General features: G+C 66.9%; 29 protein-coding genes. 12 read left to right on the top strand and 17 right to left on the bottom strand.

Annotated features, from left to right (window positions below; all coding sequences use genetic code 11):
* Window positions 1-11: 11 nt before the first annotated feature.
* Both ASD13_RS06000 and ASD13_RS06005 read right to left on the bottom strand, forming a co-directional pair.
* Entirely contained in the window at window positions 12-371 is a 360-nt protein-coding gene (locus ASD13_RS06000; RefSeq protein ID WP_055867005.1) for a nuclear transport factor 2 family protein, read from the bottom strand.
* Window positions 364-1,113, bottom strand: a complete 750-nt coding sequence (locus ASD13_RS06005; protein WP_055867011.1) for an SDR family NAD(P)-dependent oxidoreductase — start codon at window positions 1,111-1,113, stop codon at window positions 364-366. Before ASD13_RS06005 ends, ASD13_RS06000 begins: the two co-directional genes overlap by 8 nt.
* An 88-nt stretch (window positions 1,114-1,201) precedes the next feature.
* Here ASD13_RS06005 and ASD13_RS06010 point away from each other — a divergent pair, with 88 nt between their 5' ends.
* Together ASD13_RS06010 and ASD13_RS06015 are read left to right on the top strand one after the other, a co-directional pair.
* Entirely contained in the window at window positions 1,202-2,176 is a 975-nt protein-coding gene (locus tag ASD13_RS06010; protein ID WP_055867014.1) for a C-terminal binding protein, read from the top strand.
* A gap of 14 nt (window positions 2,177-2,190) precedes the next feature.
* Window positions 2,191-3,045: a fumarylacetoacetate hydrolase family protein gene (locus ASD13_RS06015; RefSeq protein ID WP_047523725.1), complete on the top strand. Its 855-nt coding sequence runs from the start codon at window positions 2,191-2,193 to the stop codon at window positions 3,043-3,045.
* A 97-nt stretch (window positions 3,046-3,142) separates the two neighbouring features.
* On the opposite strand, the gene ASD13_RS06020 is transcribed toward ASD13_RS06015, so the two are convergent.
* The 7 genes from ASD13_RS06020 to purL all read right to left on the bottom strand — a co-directional run bounded on the left by ASD13_RS06020 (window position 3,143) and on the right by purL (window position 9,061).
* Window positions 3,143-3,991, bottom strand: a complete 849-nt coding sequence (locus ASD13_RS06020; RefSeq protein WP_055867021.1) for an SMP-30/gluconolactonase/LRE family protein — start codon at window positions 3,989-3,991, stop codon at window positions 3,143-3,145.
* Window positions 3,988-4,746 carry a hypothetical protein gene (locus ASD13_RS06025; protein ID WP_055867030.1) on the bottom strand — a complete coding sequence of 253 codons (759 nt, stop codon included), beginning with the start codon at window positions 4,744-4,746 and terminating at the stop codon, window positions 3,988-3,990. The genes ASD13_RS06020 and ASD13_RS06025 overlap by 4 nt, the downstream gene beginning before the upstream one ends.
* A gap of 72 nt (window positions 4,747-4,818) precedes the next feature.
* Window positions 4,819-5,634, bottom strand: coding sequence for a hypothetical protein (locus ASD13_RS06030; protein ID WP_055867036.1), 816 nt, complete (start codon window positions 5,632-5,634; stop codon window positions 4,819-4,821).
* Window positions 5,635-5,641: 7 nt separating this feature from the next.
* A complete protein-coding gene (locus tag ASD13_RS06035; RefSeq protein WP_055867042.1) occupies window positions 5,642-6,100 on the bottom strand; it encodes a VOC family protein in 459 nt (152 codons plus the stop codon).
* A 38-nt stretch (window positions 6,101-6,138) separates the two neighbouring features.
* Window positions 6,139-6,489: a TraR/DksA family transcriptional regulator gene (locus ASD13_RS06040; RefSeq protein WP_055867049.1), complete on the bottom strand. Its 351-nt coding sequence runs from the start codon at window positions 6,487-6,489 to the stop codon at window positions 6,139-6,141.
* An 89-nt stretch (window positions 6,490-6,578) separates the two neighbouring features.
* Window positions 6,579-6,734, bottom strand: a complete 156-nt coding sequence (locus ASD13_RS17545; RefSeq protein WP_017830104.1) for a hypothetical protein — start codon at window positions 6,732-6,734, stop codon at window positions 6,579-6,581.
* Window positions 6,731-9,061 (bottom strand): phosphoribosylformylglycinamidine synthase subunit PurL, encoded by a 2,331-nt coding sequence (purL, locus tag ASD13_RS06045; protein WP_055867057.1) that lies wholly within the window; start codon window positions 9,059-9,061, stop codon window positions 6,731-6,733. The genes ASD13_RS17545 and purL overlap by 4 nt, the downstream gene beginning before the upstream one ends.
* Before the next feature lie 293 nt (window positions 9,062-9,354).
* Here purL and ASD13_RS06050 point away from each other — a divergent pair, with 293 nt between their 5' ends.
* From ASD13_RS06050 to ASD13_RS17620, 6 genes are all read left to right on the top strand, one after another.
* On the top strand, window positions 9,355-10,287 hold the full coding sequence (locus ASD13_RS06050) for a hypothetical protein (RefSeq protein WP_055867059.1): 933 nt from the start codon (window positions 9,355-9,357) through the stop codon (window positions 10,285-10,287).
* Window positions 10,288-10,562: 275 nt separating this feature from the next.
* Window positions 10,563-11,759 (top strand): MalY/PatB family protein, encoded by a 1,197-nt coding sequence (locus ASD13_RS06055; protein WP_055867062.1) that lies wholly within the window; start codon window positions 10,563-10,565, stop codon window positions 11,757-11,759.
* 95 nt (window positions 11,760-11,854) lie between these two features.
* On the top strand, window positions 11,855-12,085 hold the full coding sequence (locus ASD13_RS06060) for a hypothetical protein (protein WP_055867063.1): 231 nt from the start codon (window positions 11,855-11,857) through the stop codon (window positions 12,083-12,085).
* Window positions 12,082-12,852 (top strand): 3-keto-5-aminohexanoate cleavage protein, encoded by a 771-nt coding sequence (locus ASD13_RS06065; protein WP_157535590.1) that lies wholly within the window; start codon window positions 12,082-12,084, stop codon window positions 12,850-12,852. The genes ASD13_RS06060 and ASD13_RS06065 overlap by 4 nt, the downstream gene beginning before the upstream one ends.
* 25 nt (window positions 12,853-12,877) lie before the next feature.
* A complete protein-coding gene (locus ASD13_RS17615) occupies window positions 12,878-13,057 on the top strand; it encodes a hypothetical protein (protein WP_235562476.1) in 180 nt (59 codons plus the stop codon).
* Window positions 13,058-13,064: 7 nt separating this feature from the next.
* Window positions 13,065-13,325, top strand: coding sequence for an NUDIX domain-containing protein (locus ASD13_RS17620; RefSeq protein ID WP_235562477.1), 261 nt, complete (start codon window positions 13,065-13,067; stop codon window positions 13,323-13,325).
* A gap of 99 nt (window positions 13,326-13,424) precedes the next feature.
* On the opposite strand, the gene ASD13_RS06075 is transcribed toward ASD13_RS17620, so the two are convergent.
* Both ASD13_RS06075 and ASD13_RS06080 read right to left on the bottom strand, forming a co-directional pair.
* Window positions 13,425-15,803 carry a M1 family aminopeptidase gene (locus ASD13_RS06075; protein ID WP_082531423.1) on the bottom strand — a complete coding sequence of 793 codons (2,379 nt, stop codon included), beginning with the start codon at window positions 15,801-15,803 and terminating at the stop codon, window positions 13,425-13,427.
* A gap of 276 nt (window positions 15,804-16,079) precedes the next feature.
* Window positions 16,080-17,081, bottom strand: a complete 1,002-nt coding sequence (locus tag ASD13_RS06080; protein WP_055867068.1) for an SDR family NAD(P)-dependent oxidoreductase — start codon at window positions 17,079-17,081, stop codon at window positions 16,080-16,082.
* An 86-nt stretch (window positions 17,082-17,167) separates the two neighbouring features.
* Between ASD13_RS06080 and ASD13_RS06085 the strand changes: the two genes are divergently transcribed.
* Window positions 17,168-17,737 (top strand): TetR/AcrR family transcriptional regulator, encoded by a 570-nt coding sequence (locus ASD13_RS06085; protein ID WP_235562478.1) that lies wholly within the window; start codon window positions 17,168-17,170, stop codon window positions 17,735-17,737.
* A gap of 24 nt (window positions 17,738-17,761) precedes the next feature.
* Here the strand turns inward: ASD13_RS06085 and ASD13_RS06090 are convergent, their stop codons facing one another.
* The 3 genes from ASD13_RS06090 to ASD13_RS06100 form a co-directional block, all read right to left on the bottom strand.
* The gene (locus tag ASD13_RS06090) at window positions 17,762-18,241 is read right to left on the bottom strand and encodes a DUF2087 domain-containing protein (RefSeq protein WP_055867071.1); all 480 of its coding nucleotides are present in this window, start codon (window positions 18,239-18,241) and stop codon (window positions 17,762-17,764) included.
* Between the two features lie 177 nt (window positions 18,242-18,418).
* Window positions 18,419-18,847 (bottom strand): phosphatase domain-containing protein, encoded by a 429-nt coding sequence (locus tag ASD13_RS06095; protein WP_055867076.1) that lies wholly within the window; start codon window positions 18,845-18,847, stop codon window positions 18,419-18,421.
* A 61-nt stretch (window positions 18,848-18,908) separates the two neighbouring features.
* A complete protein-coding gene (locus ASD13_RS06100) occupies window positions 18,909-19,415 on the bottom strand; it encodes a DUF4188 domain-containing protein (protein WP_055867080.1) in 507 nt (168 codons plus the stop codon).
* 72 nt (window positions 19,416-19,487) lie between these two features.
* On the opposite strand from ASD13_RS06100, the gene ASD13_RS06105 reads away from it, so the two are divergent.
* Window positions 19,488-20,102: a MerR family transcriptional regulator gene (locus ASD13_RS06105; protein ID WP_055867082.1), complete on the top strand. Its 615-nt coding sequence runs from the start codon at window positions 19,488-19,490 to the stop codon at window positions 20,100-20,102.
* Between the two features lie 237 nt (window positions 20,103-20,339).
* Complete coding sequence (locus ASD13_RS06110; RefSeq protein WP_157535591.1) at window positions 20,340-21,215, top strand: hypothetical protein; 876 nt, start codon at window positions 20,340-20,342, stop codon at window positions 21,213-21,215.
* A 60-nt stretch (window positions 21,216-21,275) separates the two neighbouring features.
* Here the strand turns inward: ASD13_RS06110 and ASD13_RS06115 are convergent, their stop codons facing one another.
* Both ASD13_RS06115 and ASD13_RS06120 read right to left on the bottom strand, forming a co-directional pair.
* A complete protein-coding gene (locus ASD13_RS06115; RefSeq protein ID WP_055867084.1) occupies window positions 21,276-23,015 on the bottom strand; it encodes a DUF2075 domain-containing protein in 1,740 nt (579 codons plus the stop codon).
* Window positions 23,012-23,347: a nucleotide pyrophosphohydrolase gene (locus ASD13_RS06120; RefSeq protein WP_055867085.1), complete on the bottom strand. Its 336-nt coding sequence runs from the start codon at window positions 23,345-23,347 to the stop codon at window positions 23,012-23,014. The genes ASD13_RS06115 and ASD13_RS06120 overlap by 4 nt, the downstream gene beginning before the upstream one ends.
* Window positions 23,348-23,427: 80 nt before the next feature.
* Here ASD13_RS06120 and ASD13_RS06125 point away from each other — a divergent pair, with 80 nt between their 5' ends.
* Window positions 23,428-24,372, top strand: coding sequence for a hypothetical protein (locus tag ASD13_RS06125; protein WP_157535592.1), 945 nt, complete (start codon window positions 23,428-23,430; stop codon window positions 24,370-24,372).
* Here the strand turns inward: ASD13_RS06125 and ASD13_RS06130 are convergent.
* Entirely contained in the window at window positions 24,359-24,820 is a 462-nt protein-coding gene (locus tag ASD13_RS06130) for a (deoxy)nucleoside triphosphate pyrophosphohydrolase (RefSeq protein WP_327039313.1), read from the bottom strand. The two genes, ASD13_RS06125 and ASD13_RS06130, sit on opposite strands and share 14 nt — an antisense overlap.
* Window positions 24,821-24,889: the final 69 nt, after the last annotated feature.

A 24,889-nucleotide genomic window follows, 5' to 3' on the forward strand; every position in this document is an offset into this window, starting at 1 on the left:
GCTCTGCGGCGTCAGGCCTTGAGCATCGAGGCCCGTGCGATCAGCCCGTCGACCACGTCGAACGTCGCGATGGTCTCGGTGGCGACGCCCGCGTTGATGACCTGTTCCTGCGCGACGACCCACCGGGTACCGAACAGCACGCTGGTCTCGATGGCGCACGACAGCTCGGGGTTCTGCAGTCGAGGCTCGTAGAACGCGCGGATCGCGGCGGAGCCGACCACGGGCTCGGGCGCGACACCGGTGATCACGGCGTCCTCGGCGTAGGTCGCTACGAACGCGTCGAGGTCGTGCGCGTTGAAAGCGTCGAGCTGTGCCTGCACGGTATCGAGGGCAGAGCGGTCCAGGACGGAGCGGGCGGTGCGGTCAGTCAATGCGAACTCCTCCGTTGACGTCGTAGGTGGCGCCGGTGATGAAGCGGGCGCGCTCCGAGGCGAGCGATGCGATGATCCAGGCGACGTCTTCCGGCTGTCCGAACGCGCCGAGCGGGATCCCTGCTTCGAGCTTCTCGCGGCCAGCGCCCTGCAGCTGGTCGGTGATCGCGCTCGCGACGGGACCAGGGGTGACGGCGTTGACGCGGATGCCCTCGGGGGCGAGATGCCGCGCGAAGCTGCGGGTGATCGCGAGGATCGCCCCCTTGCTGGCTGCGTAGTGGATGCCGGTCTGCAGCGCGCCGACCTGGCCGGCGATCGAGGCGATGTTGATCACCGAGCGGTCGCCCTCGGCGGCACGGAGTAGCGGGAGAGCGCCGCGGGTCAGGAAGAAGGTGCCGCGAGCGTTGGTCTCCAGGACCATGTCCCACTCGTCGAACTCGATGTCGTCGTAGGGGGTGTACGGGCAGACGCCGCCGTTGTTGACGAGCACATGCAGCGAGCCCCATGCGGCCGCGACCTCGGCGATCAGGGCGTCGATCGATGCGCGCTCACGCAGGTCGAGGCGCGAGACGTGTACTTCGGGCGCCCCCGCGGCGCGGCACTCCTCGGCGACGCGGAGGGCTTCGGCTTCCCGCCCCGTGTAGGTGATCCAGAGGGCGGCGCCCTCGCGGGCCAGTTCGAGGGCGGCGGCGGTTCCGATACCGGAACTGGCCCCCGTGATCAGTGCGCGGCGAGCAGTCATGAGATCGATGCTATAGCAAATTCCGGTGAGGGCGAGCGATCGACCTGACGTCGTGCATCCATCTGCTAGATGCTATAGCATCGCATCCATGACCGAGCCATTCATCCTCGTCAGCGACTGCGACCTGCCGGGAACCGTCATCGAAGACACCCTCCGACAGGCCGGGCTGCGTGCCGAACGCGCCGCCTCCGGCAGCATCGACGACCTCGCCACCATCGGCTCCGACGCCGAGGGTCTGGTCGTGCAGTGGGCGCAGATCACCGGCGAGGTGATGGATCGGATGCCGAACCTGCGCATCATCAGCCGGGTCGGCATCGGCTACGACATGGTCGACGTCGAGGCGGCGACTGCCCGCGGCATCGCGGTCGCGAACACCCCGAGCTACTGCATCGAAGAGGTCGCCGCGCACACGATCGCGATGATCATGACGCAGGCCCGCGGTCTCCCCGCCTACGACCGTGCCGTGCGCGCCGGCGCCTGGAAGGCCGTCGATCCCCGCCCGCTCGCCGTGCGCCCCTCGGCCACCACGGTCTCGGTGCTCGGCTTCGGCCGTATCGGCTCGATGGTCGCCCGCGGCTGCCGTGCGCTCGGGTTCCGCGTGCTCGTCGCCGACCCGTATGCGTCCGCCGACACGGTGCGCGACGCCGGATGCGAGCTGGTCGAGATCCCGGATGCCGTGGCCCGGGCCGACATCCTCACCCTGCATGTGCCGCTGACCGCGGAGACCCGCCATGTGATCGATGCCGCGGCCCTCGCGACCATGAAGAGGGGTGCTGTCGTGGTGAACACCTGCCGCGGTCCGCTCATCGACGAGGAGGCGCTCGCCGCCTCGCTGCGTGCCGGGCACCTGGGCGCCGCGGCACTCGACGTGTTCGCGGGGGAGCCCCTCGCCGCCGACTCCCCGCTGCGTGACCTCGACGACGTGCTGCTCACCCCGCACGCCGCCTGGTACTCGCCCGAGGCGCTGGCGGACCTGCCCGTGCACGCGGCCGAGAACATCATCCGCTATCTGGCCGGCGAATCCGTGCCGATCGTCAACCCGACCTTCGCCGCTGCGCGCTGACGGAAGGAACACCCATGGAACTCCTGCGACTCGGCCCCGTCGGCCACGAGCGTCCCTACGCGCGGGAGGCGGGCATCACCTACGACCTGTCGCCCCTCACCGCCGAGATCGACGGTGCCTTCCTCGCCACCGACGGCATCGACCGCGTGCGCGAGGCCCTCGGTCGCGGCGAGCTTCCCGCAGCCACTGTCGACGGGCTGCGCATCGGCGCTCCGGTCGCCCGCCCGACCGCGGTGATCTGCATCGGCCAGAACTACGCCGCCCACGCGGCCGAGTCCGGATCCGTGCCGCCCGAGCATCCGGTGGTCTTCTTCAAGCACCCCAACACGGTGGTCGGCCCGGACGATGTCGTGCTGCTGCCGCCCGGTGCGGAAAAGGTCGACTGGGAGGTCGAGCTGGCGGTCGTGATCGGCAAGACCGCGCGCTACCTGTCGTCTCCGGATGCCGCCCGCGAGGTCATCGCCGGCTACACGATCTCGAACGATGTGTCCGAGCGCGCCTATCAGCTCGACGTGTCGGGCGGGCAGTGGTCGAAGGGCAAGTGCTCCGAGACGTTCAACCCGCTCGGGCCGGCGCTCGTCCCCGCCGACGAGGTCGACCCGCAGGCGCTGCGGCTGCGGTCGTTCGTGAACGGCGAGCCGAGGCAGGACTCGTCGACCGCCGACATGATCTTCCCGGTGCTGCAGATCGTGCACGAGCTGAGCCACTACCTGGTGCTCGAGCCCGGCGACGTGATCAACACCGGCACCCCGCAGGGCGTCGCGCTCTCCGGCCGGTTCCCGTACCTCCAGGACGGCGATGAGATGACGATCGAGATCGAGGGCCTCGGTCGCCAGCACCAGCGCACCGAGCGGGTGCACCTGCGCTGACCTGCGTCATCCACCCGGCGGCCTGTGTCCGGGGCACGGTTCCTTTCGCTGAGTGCACCGTGCCTCGGGCAGAGGCCGTCGGTGCTGCCGCGAGGTCTCAGCCGGCGAAGGGGATGACGGGGAGGCCGCGCACGCCCGGTCGCACGGCGAAGAGCGAACCCGCCTCGGTGCCGTGGTCGGGCCCCAGGCCCTGCGCCGAGGTGGTGATGTAGAGCGTGCCGAGGTCGTCATCGCCGAACGTGCACGCGCTGACCTGGGGCACCGGGAGATCGATCGTCGCGATGCGCTGTCCGGCGGCGTCGTAGCCGTGCACGGCGCTGCCGCCCCAAAGGGCGACCCACACGCTGCCGTCGGCGGCGACCGTGAGGCCGTCGGGTGACCCCTGTTCCTCGGGGATCACGACGAAGGCGCGTCGCCCGCGCAGCTCCCCCTCGGCCACGTCGAACACGTCGATGCGGTGCGTCGCGGTGTCGACGTAGTACGCGCGTCGTCCGTCGGGCGAGAAGCCGACGCCGTTCGAGATCGTCGCCCGCGCCAGCACGGTCGCGATGTTCAGGTCGGCGTCGAGGCGCAGCAGGCCTCCGGCATCGGCCGCGGCGTCGTAGGCCATCGAACCGGCCAGCAGTCGGCCGCGAGGATCGCAGCAGCCGTCGTTCATGCGCACACGAGGGTCGTCGCCCAGCGAGGCCACGGCCCTGGTGTCGCCGTCGACGTCGTCCGCGAGGTAGAGCGTGCGGGCGCCGACCGCCACCAGGCCGCCACCGGATCGGGGGCGAGCGAAGGCCAGGTACTCGTCGTCGATGTGCTGGCGGGTCACACCCTCGGGACGCAGCGCGAGCAGGTCGCCCGCGCTTCCGTCGACCCAGCGCAAGCCGCCCCAGCCCGCCCACCAGACGGGTGCTTCGGCGTGGTGGGCGATCGGACCGGTGACGTTCTCCGGGGTCATGCGTCCTCGCCCGCGTGCGGGGCGGAGGCATCGAGCGCCTCGGCACCCGTTCTGCGACTGCGCGCCACGTACACGGTGTTCGACGACGTGCCGCCCGTGACGGCGTTCTCGAAGTCGACGACATGAGCGACGGCGTCATCGAACACCGCCGTCAACTCGACCATGAACTCCTCGTCGGGCGGGTCATCCGACCACAGGGCGAAGACGCCGTCGGGAGCGAGATGACGGTCGAGCGCGCGCAGACCGGCGGCGTCGTACAGGTCGGCGTGCGTCGGATCCAGCTGGTGCCGGGGAGAGTGGTCGACGTCCAAGAGGATCGCCGAGTACCCGGTGCGACCCTCGACGGGCGCGGAGCGCATCACCGCGAAGAAGTCGTCTTCGAGCAGGGTCGTGCGCGGATCGTCGACGAGTTCCGCCGACACCGGGAGGAGCTTGCGCTCATGCCACCCGATCACCGCGCCCAGCCGGTCGATCACCGTGAGGGCGCTCACCCGCTCATCCCGCAGGGCCGCGACGGCGGTGTAGCCGAGCCCGAGCCCGCCGACCAGCACCGAGAGGTTGTCGCCGTCGACCGCTGCCAACCCCAGGTCGGCGAGCTCTTCCTCCGCCACGGTGAACAGGCTCGACATCAGGTACTCGTCGCCGAGCTTGACCTCGTAGATCTCCTGTCCCACCGCGGGCTCCGTGCGCCGGCGCAGAGTGAGGTCGCCGATCGGGGTGGACTGCCAGTCGAGCTCTTCGAACCGAGTGATCACTGCGGCATGCCTCCGTCGTCGTCCGCCCGGGTGGGCGGGGGTGCGGGCAGAACCCGCGGATGTGCCTGTGCTTCAGGACTGTTCGTCGCGGCGGGGGAGCCGGATCCGCTCGGGCTCAGGGGTGGTGGGCTCAGACACTGATGGTGCTGCCGGCGCGGAGATCTCTCTGGCCACCTGCTTCTCGAGCACGGTGACCGCGTCGTCGGAGAGCAGGATGAGCCCGTCGAGCTCTTCACGCACGCGCTTGTAGGCGACGTTGCGTTCGGCCTGTGTGGCCGATTCGTCGACCGCGACCTTCAGCAGCTGCTGCGCGCGGTCGAGGCGCTTGCGCTCCGGTTCGGTGAAGGTCGAATCGCGCAGGCGTCTGGCGTCCTTCTCGGCGATCTCGAACGCGACCGCGTAGTCGCCGACGGCTTGCAGATACTCGGTGACCTGCTGCTCCGACACTCTGGCGTCTGCCGAGGCCGGGCGCAGGGCATCCGCTGTCTTCTTGGCGCGCAGGAACGCGGCGGTCAGGGGCTGGCGACCATCGCTCATGGCAGGGAAGGCGATGAGCTTCGCCACGTCGAGTTCGTAGTCGAGCCAGCGTGCGGTGATCTCGTCGTGCTCGCTGAACAGGCGCGCGACCAGGTCGTTCGGGGCGACGGATGCCGTCGTGTCGACGACGGAGGGCCCGCGGCGCCGGGCCTGCTGGGTAAGCGCACGCGCCTCGATCTCGGCGGTCTTCAGCTGCGCCTTCATGCGGAGAGTCTCCAGACGGCGCTCGTGTCGGCGCTTGGAGCTGCGCTCCCAGCCCTTCGCGATACCACCGGCCATTCCCATGATGGGGAAGATGAGCCACCAGTAGTGCTGCGCGAAGTTCCAGAAGCCCTGGATGAACTCGTCCATGATGAGTTCAGCCTACTTCTCGGCGGGCTCCGCTCTTCGTCAGGTCCTGCGCGAACATCACGAGGATGCCGCTCGGGCCGCGCAGATAGGTGAGCTTGTAGATGTCCTCGTAGTTGGCGACGCCGCGGAGCGGGTGATAGCCGTGACGGGCGGCGATCGCCAGCGACTCGTCGATGTCGTCGACCGAGAAGGCGATGCGGTGCATACCGATCTCGTTCGGCAGCGTCGGCTCGGTCTCGATCGCGTCGGGGTGGATGTACTCGAACAGCTCGATCTGGCCATGTCCGTCGGGCGTCTGCAGCACTGCGATCTTGGCGTGGTTGCCGTCGAGCCCGACCGCGGTCGACGCCCACTCTCCGCTGACCTCGTCGCGCCCGAGCACGGTGAGGCCCAGGTCGGTGAAGAAGGAGATGGTGGCTTCCAGGTCGCGGACGGCGATGCCGACGTTCTCGAGGGTGATGGGCATGGGTCGGATGCTACTCGCGATCGTCGCCCACGTCAGGGCTACCGTCCGAGCTTCTCGGCGCAGGAGACGCAGTACTCCGCGAACGGTCGTGCCTCGAGGCGGCCGGCGGGGATGGGTCTCCCGCAGTTCGCGCAGACCCCGTAGGTGCCGCCCTCCACTCGGGTCAGCGCATCGTCGACCTGGTGCAGTTCGGATGCTGCGGCCTCTGCGAGCCCCGTCAACCGCGACCACTCCGACGACAGCGTGACGCCCTCGGGGTCGTGTTCGTCGTCGTCGTTCGAGCTCTCCCGGTCGTGCGTGAGCTCGTCGAGGGTCGCTGCCGTGGCCTGCACGCGCGCCTCGGCCTGGGCGCGCAGCGCGAGCAGGCGTTCCCGGGCATCTGCGGTCATGCGCCCACTCTAGGCACCGCCGCCGACATCCCGGACCGGTGAGCCGTGTTCCGGGTCGGCGACCCGTTTCCGGGGTCGGTGACCCGTGTTCAGCCGAGGAGCAGCGTGAGCACGGTCGCGCCGCCACCGCCGAGGATGAGCGCGATGATGACGGTCCACGCCACGATGCGCATGCGTCGATTGCGCTTCTCGCCGAGGTCGCCGTAGTCCTCGTCGTTCGAGTCCTGACGGCTCACGTCGCTCATGCGCTGACCTCGGTGACGGTCGGGCCGAAGTACGACGGGAGGGTGGCCTGCGAACGCTCGCGCAGTTCGGCGGCCGTCACGGTGAAGACGCCCTGAACCTCGAGCTTCGCGCCTTCGCTGTCGGTCACGCCGATGCGCATCACCGGGTAGTCGCGTCCTTCGCACAGACCGCGGAACTTCACGTCGTCTTCACGGGGCACGGTCACCAGCACGCGGCCGGTCGACTCCGAGAACAGGGCGGATGCGGCATCCACACCGTCGCGCTCGATGATCTCGTTCAGCCAGACGCGGGCGCCGACACCGAAGCGCATGACGCCCTCGGCCAGAGCCTGCGCGAGGCCGCCTTCGGAGAGGTCGTGGGCCGAGGAGATCAGCCACTCGTCGCGAGCCGCCGACAGCAGACCGGCGAGACGCTTCTCACCAGCGAGGTCGACCTTGGGGGGCAGGCCGCCGAGATGCTGGTGCACCACATCGGCCCAGGCCGAGCCCGAGAGCTCGGTCGAGGTGGTGCCGAGCAGGTAGATGTTCTGACCCTCGTCCTGCCATCCGGAGGGGATGCGGCGCGAGACGTCGTCGATGATGCCGAGCACGCCCACGAGCGGGGTCGGGTGGATCGGCACGTCGCCCGTCTGGTTGTAGAACGAGACGTTGCCGCCGGTGACCGGGGTGCCCAGTTCGTAGCATCCGTCGGCCAGGCCGTCGACCGTCTGACCGAACTGCCACATGACCTCGGGGTTCTCGGGAGAGCCGAAGTTCAGGCAGTCGGTGATCGCGGTGGGAACGGCACCGGTGACGGCGACGTTGCGGTACGCCTCGGCGAGGGCCAGCTGCGCACCCGCATAGGGGTCGAGCTGGCAGTAGCGGCCGTTGGCGTCGGTCGAGACCGCGAAGCCGAGACCCGACTCCTCGTCGACGCGGATCATGCCGGCGTCGTCGGGGAAGCTCAGAGCGGTGTTGCCGAGCACGTAGTAGTCGTACTGGTTGGTGATCCAGCTCGTGTCGGCCAGGTTCGGCGAGGCGACGAGGCTCAGGAACTGCTCGCGCAGCGTCTCCGGGTCGTTCGAGCGGGGAAGGTTCTCCGCGGCATCCGCCTGCAGTGCGTCGATCCACGTCGGGTAGGCGACCGGGCGGTCGTAGACGGGGCCGTCGACCGCGACGGTCGAGGGGTCGACGTCGACGATGCGCTCGCCCTGCCAGTCGATGATGAGGCGTCCGTCGCCGGTGACCTCGCCGAGCACGGAGGTCTCGACCTCCCACTTGTTCACGACCTCGAGGAATGCGTCGAGCTTCTCGGGGGCGACGATCGCCATCATGCGCTCCTGCGACTCCGACATGAGGATCTCCTCGGCCGTGAGCGTGGGGTCGCGCAGCAGCACGTTGTCGAGCGAGACCTTCATGCCGCTGTTGCCGTTGGCCGCGAGCTCGCTGGTCGCGCAGGAGATGCCGGCCGCGCCCAGGTCCTGGATCGCCTCGACGAGCTCGCCGCGGTACAGCTCCAGGCAGCACTCGATGAGCACCTTCTCGGCGAACGGGTCGCCCACCTGCACGGCGGGACGCTTGGTCGGACCGGTGGAGTCGAAGGAGTCGGAGGCCAGGATGCTCGCGCCGCCGATGCCGTCGCCACCCGTGCGAGCGCCGAACAGCACGACCTTGTTGCCGACGCCGGTCGCGTTGGCGAGCTTGAGGTCTTCGTGACGCAGCACGCCCACCGCGAGCGCGTTCACGAGGGGGTTGGCCTGGTAGACGGAATCGAACACCGTCTCGCCGCCGATGTTCGGAAGGCCCAGGCAGTTGCCGTAGAAGCTGATGCCGCTGGTCACGCCGTGCACGACGCGGGCGGTGTCGGGGTGGTCGATCGCACCGAAGCGCAGGGCGTCCATGACCGCGACCGGGCGGGCGCCCATCGAGATGATGTCGCGGACGATGCCGCCGACACCGGTCGCCGCGCCCTGGAAGGGCTCGATGAACGACGGGTGGTTGTGCGACTCGGCCTTGAAGGTGACGGCCCAGCCCTCGCCGACGTCGACGACGCCCGCGTTCTGGCCCATGCCCACCATGAGGCGTTCCTTCATCTCGTCGGAGACCTTCTGGCCGAAACGACGCAGGTAGTTCTTGGACGACTTGTAGGAGCAGTGCTCCGACCACATGACGGAGTACATCGCCAGCTCGCCCGAAGTGGGGCGGCGTCCGAGGATCTCCTTGATGCGCGCGTACTCGTCGGGCTTGAGTCCGAGAGCCGCGTACGGCTGCTCCTTCTCGGGCGTCGCGATCGCGTTCTCGACAGAGTCGGGGACGTGCTGGTGGGAAGGTGCAGGGGCGGTGGTCACGCGCACTCCAAAGGAAGGGGCCGGCGGGGCAGGTTCAGTCTACCGGCGCGGCGTCCGACAGGATTTCGGCTGAAGGAGCACGTGAACCCGCCGCCTTCATCGAATCGTTGTATGAAACACCCAGGCTTTCCGCCTGGTGATCCTAGGGTGGCGATATGCGCCTGCGTCTCCTTGCTCCTCTCGGCCTCGCGACCGTCTTGGTCATGGCCGGATGCACTCCTGCCCCCGACGTATCGCCGAGTCCCTCTGCCTCCGCGCCGGATCCGACGCCGACACCCACAGAGGAACCCATCGTGGCTCCCGAGGCGGCGTTCGATGTGACGTGCTCCGACGTGAACAGCGCCGTCGCGGGCGTTCTGGGGGCGTCTGTCGGCGGGGAGAAAGACGTCCTGGGCCTGACATCCACACCGATCTGGTATCCGGGGCCGGCGCAGTACATGATGCAGCAGGCCGGAGGGATAGCGTGCTCGGCGGGCGACCCCGTGCAGTTGGACCCCGAGTCGACCTCCCCCGCGGACTGGAGCATCGCGGTCGTGCCTGGTGCGCAGGCGATCATCGACGGTGCGGCGGAGCGTGGCGCGAGCGACATCCCCGGAGACGGCATCCGCTGCTTCACCGGCTCGTGCACCATCGAACTTCGCGACGGCGACGTGCTCATGACCGGTTCGTTGCGGTCCTCCGCATTGGTCGAGAGCGATGCCGACCGTGTTCGCGAGGCGATGGCGGGAGTTCTGGCATCGGCTGTCGCAACCCTTCGCGACTTCGAGCCCGGCCAGAGCAAGATCGCGGGGGCACGATGCGAGACGCTGCTCACCGCGCAGGAGGCATCCGAGATCCTGGGCAGGGAAGTCGTGATCATGGACTACACCGAGCTCGGGGGGTGGGGAACGGCCGCGGAGATCTACTTCGCGAGTGAAGGAGCGCAGTACTGCATGTACGCAACGGGGCCGGACCCGTACGGCGATCCCACGCTGGTCGCACTCACCACCCTTCCCTCTGGTGCGTGGGCGTTCGAGAAGCTCGACGCCGGGAGCCCGGTCTCCCTCACCGGCGCGGACGCCGCCCTCACGGGAGTCGACTTTTACGGCCGGACGGTGCTCGACGCTCGTGTCGGTGCCGACTGGCTGCGGTTCACCGTTCCCGTCGGGGAAGACGCATCCTCCGTCACGTCCGTCGCGGAGGCGACCATCGAGCATCTGACCCGGGGGCGTCCTGCCCCGCAGTGATTCCCTGTGGGGTCCGCGCGACGGGATGTGCCGGATGCAGGGAGCGGGGACGGATGCAGGAAGACTCGCCGTCTTCTGCTCCTGCATCCGTCCGATCTCCCGACGGATGAACCGCCGGGAATCGCCGTCACGCACGGAAACGTGAAATGCGACGGCGCGGGGCCGTCCGTAGATTGGTCGGACCCCGCTGTGAATGGAGCTTCTCGTGTCCGACATCCGCGCCCTGCGCCCCTCCTGTGCCGACGCCGTCGGCTGAACCGGCGGGAACCCAGATCATGACCGCGGACCGTTCCTCGCACGCGTCGCATCCGTTCGATGCGCGTACCCGTCTCTTCCTCGATCGGCCGCAGAGTCGCAAGTGGAGTCTGCATCCCGGCCACATCGGGGCGTGGGTGGCGGAGATGGACTTCGGGGTCGCTCCCGAGATCGCGGAGGCGCTGCACCGGGCGATCGACGGCGAGAACCTCGGCTACCTCTCGCCCCCGCAGGCGACGGAGCTGGGAGAGGCGACGGCCGAGTGGATGCGCGACGAGTACGGCTGGGCGGTCGACCCGGAGCGGGTGCATCCGGTGTCGGATGTGATGGCGGCTCTCGGGGTCGCGGTGCAGGAGTATGCGCCGGCGGGTTCGCCCGTGATCGTGCCGACTCCTGCGTACATGCCGTTCCTGACATACCTGCCCGCGATCGGGCATCCGGTGATCGAGGTGCCGGGGGTCGAGGTCGACGGGCGCTGGCAGCACGACCTGCAGCGCATCGACGAGGCCTTCGCCGCGGGGGCGCGGACACTCGTGCTCTGCAACCCGCACAACCCCACCGGCACGATCGTCGGTCGGGAGGAGCTCGAGGCGATCGCTCAGATCGTGGAGCGGCACGGCGGGCGGGTGTTCGCGGATGAGATCCATGCCCCGCTGCGCTACGACGGGGCGCCGTTCGTGCCCTACGCGTCGGTGTCGCAGGCGACGGCCGCGCATACGGTCACGGGGACGAGCGCATCGAAGGCGTGGAACATCCCGGGGTTGAAGACCGCGCAGCTGATCACCTCGAACGATGCGGATCAGCAGCTCTACACGCGGTTCGGATTCGCGGTTCAGCACGGCGCGGCCACTCTCGGCGTCGTCGCCTCGACGGCGGCGTATCGGTCGGGAAAGCCGTGGCTGACGGACGTGATCGAGTACCTCGACGGGTCGCGGCGGCAGCTCGCATCGCTGGTGGACGAGCATCTTCCCGGCGCCGTGTATCGCGTGCCCGAGGCGACATATATCGGGTGGATCGACATGTCCGCGTTGGGGATCCCGGGCCCTCCGGCGGCGTTCTTCCGTGAGCAGGCCGGGGTCGTGCTGACAGAGGGGCGCCTGCTCGGGCGCGGTGCGGAGGACCATGCGCGGGTCGTGTTCGCGACTCCTCGTCCGGTGCTCGACGAGGCGTTCGCGGCGATGGGCGCTGCCGTGCGTCGGGCCGGTCTCGCGGCCTGACATCTGGCGCCCTCGAGCGATGCTGCGGAGGCTGTCAAGGGTCTCCTCGATGTCGGTGGCCTGACGTAGAAAGGGAGACGAGAGAAGGGATCCCCATGACTGCAGGCGACATCGAGACGTTCCACCGCAACGGCATCTGGTTCAACCGCATCGAGGGTGAATCGCAGACGTTGGGCAGCAGTTTCATGAGCGAGGCCGAGGCGGTGAAGGTGGGTCGCAGTGCCGCGGTCGCGCGTCAGGTCGAGCACACGGTGCGCAGCGAAGAGGGCCCTTCGGTCGACTCCTTCTCCTACGATCTGCACCCGCGTGAGCTGATCGGCCGATGACCGCGGCTTCCGACGCCGATCACGTTCCCGGGTCCGAGCGACGCATGCTGTTGCAGGCATGCGTCAACGGCGCCCGCGATGCGGTCGGACACCCGTGGCTGAGCGCGGATGCCTCGGTCGTGGCCGACGATGCCGCCAGGGCTGTGGCGGCGGGCGCGCACGAGGTGCATGTGCATCCGAAAGATGCCACGGGGCGCGACAGTCTCGCCGCCGACGATGTTGCACGGTGGGTGCGGGCGATGCGCTCCGCGAGCCCTGGCGTGCCGGTCGGTGTGACCACGGGGGCGTGGGCCGAGCCCGATGTCGAGCGTCGTCTCGCGGCCATCGAGACGTGGACGGAGCTGCCTGATCACGCGTCGGTCAACTGGCACGAGGCCGGCGCCGACGAGGTGGCCGCGCTGCTGCTGAAGCGAGGTGTCGCGGTCGAGGCGGGGCTGTGGGATGCGGCCGGCTTCGAGGTGTGGAAACGCTCGCCCGTCAGAGGGGAGTGCCTGCGGGTGCTCATCGAGCTTCCCGACGAGCCGACCGAGACGCTGCGCGACCATGCCGAGGGGATGATCGCCCACGTCGAGCTCGAGGAGCCCGACCTGCCGATCCTGCTCCACGGGGAAGAGGGCTCGACGTGGCCGGTGTTCGACCTCGCGGTCGAGTTCGGCGTGGCGTCGCGCATCGGGTTGGAAGACACCCTGCTGCTCCCCGACGGTGCGACGGCACCGGGCAACGCCGCGCTCGTGCGGGCGGCTGTGGAGAGGCTACGGGGAGTCTGACCGCCCTGCGACCTAGACTCCCGCCATGCCGTTCTCCGATTACGTCCAGTCGATCCGTGCCCGGATCGGTCATGACCTTCTGCTGCTGCCCGGGGTGACGGCGGTGATCCGCGAGGGGGATCGCTTCCTTCTCGCGCGGACGGCGGGCTCAGACGAGTGGGGCCTGCTCGGGGGGAGGTGTCGAGCCCGGCGAGGATCCGGATGAGGCGATCGTGCGGGAGCTGCAGGAAGAGATCGGTGCGCGCGTCCGCGTCACGGGAATCGTCGGCGCCTACGGTGGGGAATCGCTCGTCGTGACGTACCCGAATGGCGATCGCGTGTCGTACGTCTCGACCGCGTTCGCGTGCGAGCTGCTCGACCTACCCGTCCCCGATAACGACGAGGTCGTCGAGGTCGGATGGTTCACGCGGGCCGAGATCGCAGAGCTGCCGCATCCGCTCTGGGTGGATCGGATGCTGGCCGACGCGCGGTGAGAACCACGACGCCCCGCCGACATCGCCGGCGGGGCGTCGTGGTGAGTGCGAGAGGCACTCGGCGGATGCCGCGAACGGGCCGCGGCAGCCGCCGATGTCTCAGGCGGCGTCGATGCGGTGGCGACGACGTCGGGCGACGAATGCCGCGCCCAGCAGGAGCAGCACCAGGCCGAGGGCTGCGCCGCCGATGGGCAGCTCCGCACCCGTCTGTCCCAGCTGGCCGGCGCCGGGAGTGGTGCCGCCGCCGGGGGTCGTAACTCCGCCGCCCGGGTTGAGGGCGGGACCGACGGCTGCGGTGGCCGCACTCGTGACGGAACCGGCACGGAATCCGTCGAGCGTCCCGGTCACTGTGACCGTGATCCGCTTGCCGAGGGCGTCCGCCGGAACGACGAACTGGGCGCCCGGCGCGGCCGCGCGGGCCATCCGCAGGACGGGTGCATCGCTCACGACGGGCTCGCCGTCGATCGCCCAGGAGTAGCTGAGCGCGGTTCCGGCGGGCCAGCCGTCCGAGGTCGCGGTCAGGGTCTGTCCGACCGCCGCGGTGCCCGTGATGGTCGGAACGCTGGTCGGCGCGAGCACCTCCATGATCGAGAGCTCCGCGACGCAGGTGACGCAGGTGCCGCCGAGTGTGGCGACGCGCGCGGTCGACGAGAAGGCACCGCTCGGTGCATCCTCAGCCACTTCGACCGTGAACTGCACCTCGGTGGAGGCCCCCGCTGCGACGCCCGCGGGGACGCTCCAGGTGAGGGTCGTGCCGTCGAGGACAGTGCCCGCCGGCACAGCCACCAGCGTCGCGCGCGAGAGCACGTCGCTGAGGTCGACCGTCACCACGGAGGAGGCGAGGGCCACCCGACCCGTGTTTGTGGCGCTGAGCGTGTAAGTGGCGGTGTCGCCGATGTCGAGCGGTTCCGTGGCGGCCGGAGTCGCCGTCAGCGAGACGGACAGCTTGTCGGGCCAGGCGGGCTTGCCGGGCTCGAGGATCCAGTCGTTCCAGAGCGCGGTGATGTCGCGGCCGGAGAGCTCCTCGGCGAGAGCCTTGAGGTCGGCGCTCGTGCGGCTCTGGCCGGCGAAGCGCGTCTGCCATTCCTTGATCAGAGCGAAGAATGCGTCGTCGCCGATCGAGATCTTCAGAGCCTCCCAGAACTGGGCGCTGCGGGTGTAGGTCTGGTAGCCGTAGAGCTCGTTCGAGGCGGTCTGGGCGCCCGGGGGGATGTTCCAGTCCGCGCTCGACGAGGCCTTGTTGTTCCACGAGTTGAAGTAGCTCTGCTCGGTGCTGGTTCCCGAGCCGAAGGCTGCGGCACTGTTGTAGTAGGTCGGGCCCCAGGTGGCCATCCCCTCGCCGATCCAGATGTCGGTCCAGGTGGTCGGTGCGACGTTGTTGCCGTACCACTGGTGGACGAGTTCGTGGATGAGGGTGTTGCCGTTCACGGAGTTCGTGCTCGGGAAGAACGACCGGTCCTGCGTCTCGAGGGCGTAGTTGACCCCGCTGGGCACGGTGTCGACGATCACGCCGGTGCTGTTGCCGGGGTAGGGGCCGTAGATGCTCTCGAGGTTGCGGGTGATGGTCTCGAGCTGCGCGACCCGGTTGCGGATGGTGGTCTTGTTCGTGTCGCTGAGCCCCGCGTCCATGAAGGACCACGAGGGGATGACGCGATTGTCGCTCAGGGTGACCGAGCCTTCGATCACCTCGAAGCGCCCGATCGCGATGACCACGAGTTCAGAGGCCATCTGCTTGTCCTGTCGCCACACCCAGGTGGTGCGCTCGCCCGAGACGGTCTTCGACTGCAGTTCACCGTTGCTGGCGACGGCTGCGTCGCCCTGCACGCCGGAGACATTGGCGAGAACCGAGGGGGCATCCACCGAGATCGTGTATGTGGCCTTGTCGCTCGGGGTGTTGTTGTGGGGGAAACCGGCCATGGTGCCGATCGGCTGTCCGAGGAGGATCGCGCCGTCGTTCGTGCCGTTCCAGCCCTCGAAGGCGCCGTCGCTGTCGACGTGGCGCACGGGTGTGCCGCTGTAGGTGACAGCGACGGTGAACTCCCCTTCCACCGGGGTCGGCACGGTGACGATGAGCTTGAACTTCTCCGCAGCCGGGTCGATGTCGCGCGACCAGCTGGCAGGGACGCCGTTGACGGTCACCCCCTCGACCGTCATGCCTTCGAAGTCGAGGGAGAACTGGTGCAGCGGAGCGAGGGCACGGGCGGTCATCGTCGTCGTGGCCGTGGTGATGTCGCCGGTGATCAGTCCGTCGGCGACGCCTGTCGGGCTCCAGCTGAGGGAGACGTCGTAGTCGAGGGCGTCGTAGCCGCCGTTGCCGATGTTCGGGAACATCGGGTCGCCCGAGGTGCGGGGTCCGGCGATGGAGTCGTCGGCCGCTGCCGCGGGAAGAGAGGTGGCGAGAAGGGAACCGGCGAGGAGAGCGGTGATCGGAAGAGTCGCGATCAATCGTCGACGGGCGGGGGAGGTCAGTCGAGGCATGGGGGCTTTCAGGTAGGCAGAACGCGGGCGACCGGTCACGTCGTCGTGGTGCGGGGGGAGGCTTGTGGCCCTGGGGATGCGTATGAAACGTATGGAACGTATGTTTCTGCAATATATCGTGCCGTTCACGGTTCGGTTGCGGCGAGTTTTTCTGTTCGCTGACCGGGGGAATTGTTCGACCCTGTCCAGGATGCCGCCCACCGTGCATCATCCGCCCGGAGATGCGAAACGCCCCCGCCGTTCGGGTCGGCGGGGGCGTCGGCATCGCGGTGCGGCTTACTGCACCGACCATCCGCCGTCGGAGGCGAGGATGGCGCCGTTGATGTTCACGGCGTCGTCCGACAGCAGGAACGTGATGGATGCGGCCAGGTGCTCGGCTGTCGCCACGGTCGGGATCGCCTGCTGGAACGGGGCCAGGCGGCCCGAGCCGTACTCGGACATGTGCGGGGGCATCGGGATACCGGTGGCGACGCCGCCCGGGGCGACGGAGTTCACGCGGATGCCCTTCGGCCCGTACATGAAGGCCGCCGACTTGGTCACGCCGATGATGCCGTGCTTGCTGGCCGTGTAGGCATTGCCCGAGGCGTTGCCGCGCAGGCCGGCCTCGCTCGAGACGTTGAGGATCGAGCCCTGGCCCGCTGCTTCCATCACGGGGATGACCGCGCGCATGAGCTTGAACGGAGCGGTCAGGTTGATCGCGATGACGCGATCCCAGACGGCGTCGGGGGTCTCGCCCGCGGGAGAGAAGTCGTCGTTGATGCCGGCGACGTTCGCCAAGCCGTCGATGCGATCGCCTGCGGCAGCGAGCACCGCATCGATCGCCTCCTGCTTCGTGAGGTCGCCCGCGACCGTGACGATGTCGGCATCCGGCAGCTCCGCCTTGAGGGCGTCGAGCTTCTCGGTGGCGATGTCGCTCGCGATCACGCGTCCGCCTTCCCGGGCGATGCGGGAGGCGGTGGCCTTGCCGATGCCGGAGGCGGCACCCGTGACGATCACGGTCTTGCCGGCGAAGCGGCCGGAGGTGGGCTTCTCGGTCCAGCCCTCGGAGGTGTCGTCTTCGGGGATCACGCCGCCGTTGGCCGCGCGCACGAGGTCGTCGACCACCGACTGGGGAAGCTGGCCCTGGCTCATCGCGACCAGCTGCTGCAGGGGAAGGCCGAGCACGGGGGTGAGCAGCTCGGGGTCGGCGCCCGTCTGTGCGAACAGTCCGCGGATGAGAGGCCCGCCGGTCGGGTCGTTCATCCAGTCGCCGATGGTGGAGTGTGCGGTGAGGGCCATGCTCGTTCTCCTTGTTCGGGTGTTTCTATAGTTTCGCAACGGTGTGTCTACTTATGTTCGAGTCTACGCCTGAGTACGCTCGAATGGTGCCCCGTCCTCGCAGTGAGAAAGCCCGCCAGTCCGTGCTGGAGGCGATGCGTCGCGCGCTCGCCGCAGACGGATACGAGGCCGTGACGATCGAGGGCCTCGCGGAGTCTGCGGAGGTGTCGAAGCAGACGATCTACCGGTGGTGGCCGTCGAAGGCCGCGATCCTCGGCGAGGCACTGCTCGAAGGATCGCTGCCGGGTGCCGAGGTGTCGGTGCCGATGACGGATGACCTCGGGGCTGATCTGCGGGCGTGGTTCTCGGCCATGTCCGTCGGGTTGGCCCGGCCCGAGGGTGTGGCGCTCGCGCGGGCGCTGATCGAGGTGACGGCGGCTGATCCCGAGCTGGGGCTCGTCTTGAACGAGCGGCTGGCGGCGCCGATTCGCGATTGGGTGGCCGAGCGGGTGGCGCGCGGCCGTGCTGCGGGGGATGTGCGGGCGGATGTGGATGCGGCCGCGATCGCGGACCAGTTCATCGCGATGGCGTCGTACTCCGCGTTGATCGGGCAGCCGTTGAGTGCGCAGCGGGTCGAGGAGACGGTGGTGCGGTTGCTGCGGGGGATTGGGGCGTAAAGGCGGGTGCTCCGTGGTCTCGAGCTAGGGTCGCCAGTACCGCGAGCCATCGTTCTCGCGGGCGAGAATCCGGTGGACGACTAGATACCTACGCAGTGTCGGGACATCGGAGGTATACCGTTCTAGGCGGCTGTTCACTTCCGCTTCAGTGAGCCGTTCACCCGCGTTGATCGCCTGATCGCCAATCGTCGTCAGCAACATTTCTCGCTCGTTTGCGCGCCGTGGGTACTGTCGTATCCGACCGCTTTCGTCAAGCCACCGCTGCAGGGGATCTGACGTCACCTTGCCACCAATACCTGCCAGCTCTGCCCTGATTCCTGCGGAGTTGAGCGCAAGGGTTTCGGTCTCTGCTGTGATGAGTCCGCTTCGAGACAAGGCCTCAACGGCCTTTTCCTTCCTCGCCTGAGGGATATCGTCGGGGTCGACGTGCAGGACGATGCTCGCGAAGACGCGAGCCACCTCCTCGTTTGCCAGACACGCCAACATTGCTCTCACGTCGCTCATGATGCCTCCAGGATCGCAGGTTCGCGTTGAGATCGTCTCATCGGTTCTGCGAGGAGGAGGAGCACGCAGAGCGCATACGGGGCGCCCGAGCTCGAACGTCATTCCCCACGGTGATGTTGCATTCCGGCATTTCGTTGATGCCGAACAGGCGAGGTCACACGGCCGGTGAATCGCGGACTAGAAGTCGCCCTCGGCGACCTGGAAGCAGACCAGTCCACGAGACCGCCACATCTCGACCACGCTGCGGCGGTCATCGACGACCCCGATGACAGTGAAGTGCGGTTCGATGTGGGCGTCGTAAATCTCGGCCTTGATGATGTTGTCGGCGCGCTGGTCGCCCGTGCGGCGGAGCAGGAGGCGGTCGAACGGTATCTCGTTGAACGTCAGCCAGGCCTCCGTGGCGCGGCGGGCGGTCTCGTCGCGGCCCGAGACCACGATGAGCGCGTCGACGTCGGGGTGGGCGGCGAATGCCTGTGCTGCGACGACGACGGGGTGGTTCGGAGTGTCGACCGCCACGTTGCGCATGTCGTACGGCGAGCGGTCGCCGATGAGGGCGAGGGTGCCGTCGACGTCGAAGATCCAGGCGCGTGGGCGATCTGTGGGCATGCTGCGAGGGTAGTGGGTTCTTGGGCCGAAGATCGCCGTGTGGAGTGCCGAGCGGATGCGCCTACTGTGCCGGTTCGGACTTCGTCGCTTCCGTCCGCCCGTCCGCGAATCGCGCCCGCGCCCGATCCTGACGCTTGCCGACCTCGACGAGCTCCGTGGCCTTCGGCAGTCCCATCGGCTTCGTCGACACGTACACACTCTCGGCGGTGTCGACGCGGAAGGTCTCGTGCCACACGCCCACCGCTCCCGGAGCCTTGCGGGCGGCGCGGTTGAAGGCGGTCCAGGCGGGGCGATGCTCCTGCGACGGGTTGGACGCGTAGGCGTACAGCTTGTCGACGGATGACCAGTACTGCACGACGTAGGGGCCGCCCGCGCCGAAGAGCAAGTGGTAGCCGAGCATGCCCGAATCGGGGTCGATGGAGAGTTCGCGCAGCATGCGCGGCATGGCGACGAACGCCGGCATCCACAGGTCGGGGCGCCACCAGCGGTTGATCTGCATCCCGATGTGGAACACGACGAGCTCGCCCTCGTGGCGGTGGGTCATGCGGCCCGTGATGACCTTCGACATGATGACTCCTCTTGATTGGATAGCGTCACTATCCATAATGGATAGCGCTACTATCGAAGTCAAGAGGTGGCCATGAGAATTTCCGAACTGTCCGCGCAGACCGGCGTGACGGTGCCGACGATCAAGTACTACCTGCGCGAGGGGCTGCTGCCCGAGGGTGAGCGCAGCTCCGCGACTCAGGCCGCATACGGCGAGAAGCACGTGGAGCGGCTGCGGGTGATCCGCGCGCTGCTCGACGCCGGCGTGAGCATCGCCGAGACGCGGCGGGTGCTCGGGGCGCTGGATGATCCACCGGCGAACCCGCACGAGCTACTCGGGACCGCGCATGCGGCGATCACTCCCCCGGTGGATGCGGCCCTGGATCTGGCGGAAGCCGAGCGTCTCGTCGCAGGGCTCGGGTGGAAGCCAGGGATGTGCGACGAAGCTGTGCTGCACGCGGTCGCCCGGGCGTTGCAGGGGTTGGAGCGAGCCGGGTTCACCGTGCCGGATGCTGCGATGGACGAGTACCTCGCCAGTGCGCGGCGGATCGCGGATGCCGAGCTCGCCGGGGTGCCGGACGAGTCTGCGGAGGCTGCGGTGCGGTACGTGGTGCTGGGGTCGCTGCTGGTGGAGCCGCTGCTGCTGGCGTTGCGGCGGGTGGCGCAGCAGGTGAGTTCGGGAGAGAGGTTTGGTGGGGGCGCGATTTAGCGGCCTCCCTCTCGCGGTTTGCGATCGTTTCCATGCGGGCGGTGTTCCATGCTTTCCGCGGTGCAGAGTTGGGAGGTCGACGGCAAACGCGCTCGCGAGGATTTACTTGCGGCGACAGTATCGTAACTGCTTCACGATATGGTTCACAGAAAGCGCCCAGCTGGCGCTGCTCGGCTACGACCGAGTCGTCAACGATGTGGTTGGGGAGTACGTATGCGAGTGACCAAGACTTTTGGATTGTCCGGTGTCGTCCCGTTTGTCGATGTGCACGTGCATCGGGACAATCTGCTGTTCCTGGACCCGAGCGCGATCCGGAACGGAGGAGGAAAGTACGCGGTCGCTGCCAACAAGGCGCTGATCGCGTTCTTCACGGAGGTGCTCCGGCTCCGCCTCTCATCTGTAGCTGCGGACCACGTGGCGGGGCAAGAGATGCTCGAACACTTGCATGAGCCAAACGAGACTCGCCTCGGTATGAGTGTCAAGAGCAAGTATGGAAGAGCGTTTGGACACGAGGAATCTCAGGATCTTTGGAAACTGCTAGAAAATAGCCGCGAGGCGAGAATTGCGGTGCTGACCCGTCTCGAGCAGCTGAGGCTCTTCGCGGATGGAGTGGGCTACGACCTTATCTCCGACGCGACTACACGAATCGTGTTTCACGTTCTCGCCGACTTTACGACAGACATGATGAGTCGGTACCCCAGTCTGGCGGCGGGTGCTTCGACTGATGAGTATGACGTTTTCGATCCAGCGACACTGCGGTGGACCAAGCAGCGCCTCACGCTCCCTGTCGCGGACGGACGTGCCCTCCTGCTCGTGCCCAAGGAGTGGGTGTATTGGCGGCTACTTATGGATGTCTCGCCCTTTTACAACCGGTACGCGACCGAGACGCTCCAAGCTGAGCAGACCGTAATCCAGGCGGACGGCAAGGCAAGCAAGCCCTCCAAGAAGAAGCTCAAGGAGAATAACCGTGATAAGAGGGAGCTGAATCGCAAGCAGGCGGTCAAATATAAGGAACAGGACGATCGAAACCTGGTTGATGAGTACCAGCGGGAAGTCGATGCGGGGTTCACTCCGTTGACAGACGACGAGATCCGTAGCCGCACCTCGAACTAACGACGACGCGACCGAGCGCGGTGATGCGCTCAGTGGGCGTTCTGGCTCTGATCAGGAAGATCAGTTGCTGAGTGCTGTCGATATTCGGCTCCGGAGCGCAGCATCACAAACGTAGATGTACGTCCCCTGCATGCCACGTGTCAGCAGCACGCCATAGATGTTCCGGATGAACGTCAACAGGTCATCGTCCCCGAAGGCATCCTTAAGGTGCCCGGTGTTCTCCTTGCCTTTCTTGTCCCGATAGCTCTCACGATCAGCGACGATCCGATCAGTTGCCGGGTCGAGCCGGAGGTCCGGCCCGATGATGACGCCCGCATAGTTGAGGTCGTACCCCTGGACGGTGTGGATCGAGCCGACCTCTTCGAGCGAACCCTTCGAGTTAATCCAGTCCCTATCCGTGACGTTCCACCGCATTCGCTCACCGTCAAGCTCGATGTCGAACGCGCCCGGGCTCTTCTTCGAAACCCAATCCCACGCGTAGCCCGCGACGAGGCGGGAGAGACCGACCTCAGCATCCTTCTGCCGGATGGCATCGCGCATCTCTCCGAGGTCGTCGAAGAGGCGGAGCTCATAGTCACCGAGGTCGGGGAGCACAGGTGCTTCATCCCGCAGCAGGGCACGGACGAACTCGACATAATCTGCGCCGGCCTGCACGCGCATCTGGGTCGTCAGCCGGAAGAAGCGATGCGCATCCTTGGCCTCACCGATTTCGGCGTTGAGTGCCGCCGGGGAAAGGTCATGAGGCCGCACACTCTGCTCCCCATCAACAAGCAGGAGCTGATGCTTGCTCCGAGCCTTGATCCAGTCGAGCTGGGTGTAGCGAGGGTCATCGCTTCCGAACAGAGCCTCGTTGATCTCGCGGAACTTCTTGTTCTGCACCCCCGATGCCTGATTGGCTCGCTGGCCGAGACGGTGGGTCTCGTCGACGAGAACGAGGTCGTAAGCCTCGTCCGATTCACCGAGCTGGAATGGCGACATCACCATTGCAGCATCGAGCTTGGGTGTCTTCTTGAAGATCTTCTTGACCGATATTCGCAGAGATTGTTGTGGGATCACGAGCGTCATGCGGAGTGACTTGAGCAGTTCGCGGTTCTCGGGGACGAAGAACTCCGAGAACATGGAGTCCGGCTCGACCCCGTCGCGGTCGTCGTAATCGCGGATGTCGGCGAGCAACTTCATCAGGAAGATCGCGATGATCGTCTTCCCTGTTCCCGGGTTCCCCTGGACTACGAGCGTTGATCGAGCGCCGGGGTCCTGAAGGTCTTCGAGCAGACCCTCCAGGATGTCCATGATTGCGATGCCCTGGTCATCTGTCAGAGCTTTGAAGGGCGACAGTTTGAAGAGGTCGGAGTTCTCGATCTGAGGGATGCTGCGAGAGAATAGCCCCTGTGCTCTCAGTGCCTCGAACACGTCGCGGAAAGACTCGCGGTAGAGATCGCGATCGTAGTACTGCGCATCGGTCAGGCCATCGTTGCCGTTGAGGATGCGATATTGACCATCGCCCGAGAACCAGCGGATGAGGTGCGACTCGAGGTCGAGGCACACCGACTTGTTGAAGGTGTGATCAATGACGACCCGGATCGATTCGAGGGCTTCGTTCCTCTTAGACCCTGCGAGGTGCTGGCGCATCCGTGTAGCGGCGCTAACCGTCTCGCCGACATAGAGACCGGGAGAACTGCGCCGGGTGTCGCCCTCGATCACGTAGACGACAGGCCAGTTGGTGTGCCTGGCATCGTCCCGCGCCCAGGTGTCCACTGACTCGCGGCGGAAGGGAAGCCGCTGGATGTTGAATTCGGTCACTCGCGAGAATCTCCGAGTTGGGTGTACTTCGTCATTCGGCCCTTGGCGAGCTCGACGGGGTACTTGGCCTTCGTTGACTCCAGCTTCTTCATCACTATCTCGTTCAGGTCGACGCCGATCTTGTTGGCGAGGTGGATGCAGTAGGTGACGACATCAGCGAGCTCGGCCTCCACCTGCTCCTGGTTGAAGTCCGGCGACCACTGGAAGCACTCCAGAAGCTCGCCAGCCTCGATCGAGATGCTCTTGGCGAGGTTCTCTGGGGAATGGAACTGGTCCCAGTCGCGCTCGGCGACGAAGGCGCGGAGGGCGGCCAGAGTCTCGGATGAAGGCATGATGTGACGCTAGCAGGACCCCGTATCTCGCTACCGGAGACGATCCGCGTACGCGCCATCAGCGCCGCTACTGTATGACCATGCCTATCGATCCGTTTCGCTTGCGTGTGGGAGATGTCGTCACGCGAAGTGAGCTTGCGGTCGAGTACGGCGGTGCGACTCAGGGTGGGATCATCGCCAGCAGGCGCTCAAACCGAGTTTTCATCTTCACTGATCACAGCGAGGGGAACCAGTTCGGATACGTGTACGACGGTTTCTCGAGCGACGGCAGCGTGTTGTTCTACACCGGGGCCGGACAGAGCGGAGATCAGCTTGAGTCGGGGTCAAACTCACCGATCCTCACGCACGCTGAAAAGGGTCGATCACTTCACGCGTTCGTTGCGGACGGTTTTGTGGCTGGCACTCAAACGAAGCGTCAGCGCTATCTCGGAGAGTTCATCCTCGATCCAAGCCGAGGGTTCGAACGGATGGCAGCCCCTGATCGGGTGGGTGCTTCGCGGACCGTAATAGTGTTCCGCCTGCTTGCCGTGACGAAGGTGCCTAGCTCGCTTGTAGACAGAGTGGGCTTCAGCGGCATCACCGATCGACCCGGGTCGTTGGAAGTACCGCTTGAGATCAACTCTAGGTTCTTCTTTGAAACCGCCCCTCGCGCTGCAGGCTCCGCGGTCCGCAAGGAGTCTCAGCTCGTAGACGAATTTGTTGCGAGCCAGGCTGGACACGAGTTCAAGCGGTGGGCGATCAAGCTCCCAGAAGAGCGCTCACCTCTTCTGACTGACGTCTACGACCGAACTGATCGGGTTCTGTACGAGGCGAAGGCGATCGCGGGCAGGGCGGATCTTCGTATGGCTGTCGGGCAGCTCTATGACTATCGCCGACATGTCAAAGTCGACAACCTTCGTTGCTCCGTGCTGCTGCCATCGCGTCCAAACGCGGACCTTCGGGACTATCTTCAAGCCGCCGGCCTAGGGCTCGCCTATAAAGATGGCGATCGGTTCTCGTTCGAGGGGATAGCTACTGCTGCATAGCCTCAAGCTGTGAAGCAACAGCAGCAACGGCCGGTAGATCAGCGGCGGCCCAGTCCAAGGACCTAAGTTCGGGAGCCGTGCACCAGCGCACCTCTGCATGCTCGATAGGGGCTGGCTCTCCCGCGTCAATCGACGCGTAGTAGGTCGCCAGAACGATGGTCGCAAAGTCATACTCGTGCCGCGTCTCTACGATCGGCGCCCCCACACTGACCGTGCAGCCGAGCTCCTCGTGTAGCTCGCGGACAAGAGCAGCTCGAGGGGACTCGCCTGGCTCGATCTTTCCGCCGGGGAACTCCCAGAGGTTCGGCAGTGACATGGCCGCGTTTCGCTGCGCGGCAAGCACACGACCATTGCGCACGATAACCGCGGCGACGACGTGAAGTTGTTTGGGCATCGGAATCCGTTCTTTGTGGGCAGCATAGCGATCAGTGAGTGCAAGGCCGGCCATGATGGCTGCCGTGCATACTCGGCTCTTGCAGCGCATGCGCCCACACGATGCTCTGCAATTCCGCTATCG

It is taken from the genome of Microbacterium sp. Root1433D1 (assembly GCF_001426835.1).
GTDB lineage: Bacteria > Actinomycetota > Actinomycetes > Actinomycetales > Microbacteriaceae > Microbacterium > Microbacterium maritypicum.

Coding starts and splice junctions, on each gene's coding strand:
- ASD13_RS06005 (WP_055867011.1), bottom strand. CDS start 1,113: ATGACTGCTCGCCGCGCACTGATCACGGGGGCCAGTTCCGGTATCGGA.
- ASD13_RS06010 (WP_055867014.1), top strand. CDS start 1,202: ATGACCGAGCCATTCATCCTCGTCAGCGACTGCGACCTGCCGGGAACC.
- ASD13_RS06015 (WP_047523725.1), top strand. CDS start 2,191: ATGGAACTCCTGCGACTCGGCCCCGTCGGCCACGAGCGTCCCTACGCG.
- ASD13_RS06020 (WP_055867021.1), bottom strand. CDS start 3,991: ATGACCCCGGAGAACGTCACCGGTCCGATCGCCCACCACGCCGAAGCA.
- ASD13_RS06030 (WP_055867036.1), bottom strand. CDS start 5,634: ATGGACGAGTTCATCCAGGGCTTCTGGAACTTCGCGCAGCACTACTGG.
- ASD13_RS06035 (WP_055867042.1), bottom strand. CDS start 6,100: ATGCCCATCACCCTCGAGAACGTCGGCATCGCCGTCCGCGACCTGGAA.
- ASD13_RS06040 (WP_055867049.1), bottom strand. CDS start 6,489: ATGACCGCAGATGCCCGGGAACGCCTGCTCGCGCTGCGCGCCCAGGCC.
- ASD13_RS17545 (WP_017830104.1), bottom strand. CDS start 6,734: ATGAGCGACGTGAGCCGTCAGGACTCGAACGACGAGGACTACGGCGAC.
- ASD13_RS06055 (WP_055867062.1), top strand. CDS start 10,563: ATGACCGCGGACCGTTCCTCGCACGCGTCGCATCCGTTCGATGCGCGT.
- ASD13_RS06060 (WP_055867063.1), top strand. CDS start 11,855: ATGACTGCAGGCGACATCGAGACGTTCCACCGCAACGGCATCTGGTTC.
- ASD13_RS06065 (WP_157535590.1), top strand. CDS start 12,082: ATGACCGCGGCTTCCGACGCCGATCACGTTCCCGGGTCCGAGCGACGC.
- ASD13_RS17615 (WP_235562476.1), top strand. CDS start 12,878: ATGCCGTTCTCCGATTACGTCCAGTCGATCCGTGCCCGGATCGGTCAT.
- ASD13_RS06075 (WP_082531423.1), bottom strand. CDS start 15,803: ATGCCTCGACTGACCTCCCCCGCCCGTCGACGATTGATCGCGACTCTT.
- ASD13_RS06080 (WP_055867068.1), bottom strand. CDS start 17,081: ATGGCCCTCACCGCACACTCCACCATCGGCGACTGGATGAACGACCCG.
- ASD13_RS06090 (WP_055867071.1), bottom strand. CDS start 18,241: ATGAGCGACGTGAGAGCAATGTTGGCGTGTCTGGCAAACGAGGAGGTG.
- ASD13_RS06095 (WP_055867076.1), bottom strand. CDS start 18,847: ATGCCCACAGATCGCCCACGCGCCTGGATCTTCGACGTCGACGGCACC.
- ASD13_RS06100 (WP_055867080.1), bottom strand. CDS start 19,415: ATGTCGAAGGTCATCACGGGCCGCATGACCCACCGCCACGAGGGCGAG.
- ASD13_RS06105 (WP_055867082.1), top strand. CDS start 19,488: ATGAGAATTTCCGAACTGTCCGCGCAGACCGGCGTGACGGTGCCGACG.
- ASD13_RS06120 (WP_055867085.1), bottom strand. CDS start 23,347: ATGCCTTCATCCGAGACTCTGGCCGCCCTCCGCGCCTTCGTCGCCGAG.
- ASD13_RS06125 (WP_157535592.1), top strand. CDS start 23,428: ATGCCTATCGATCCGTTTCGCTTGCGTGTGGGAGATGTCGTCACGCGA.
- ASD13_RS06130 (WP_327039313.1), bottom strand. CDS start 24,820: ATGGCCGGCCTTGCACTCACTGATCGCTATGCTGCCCACAAAGAACGG.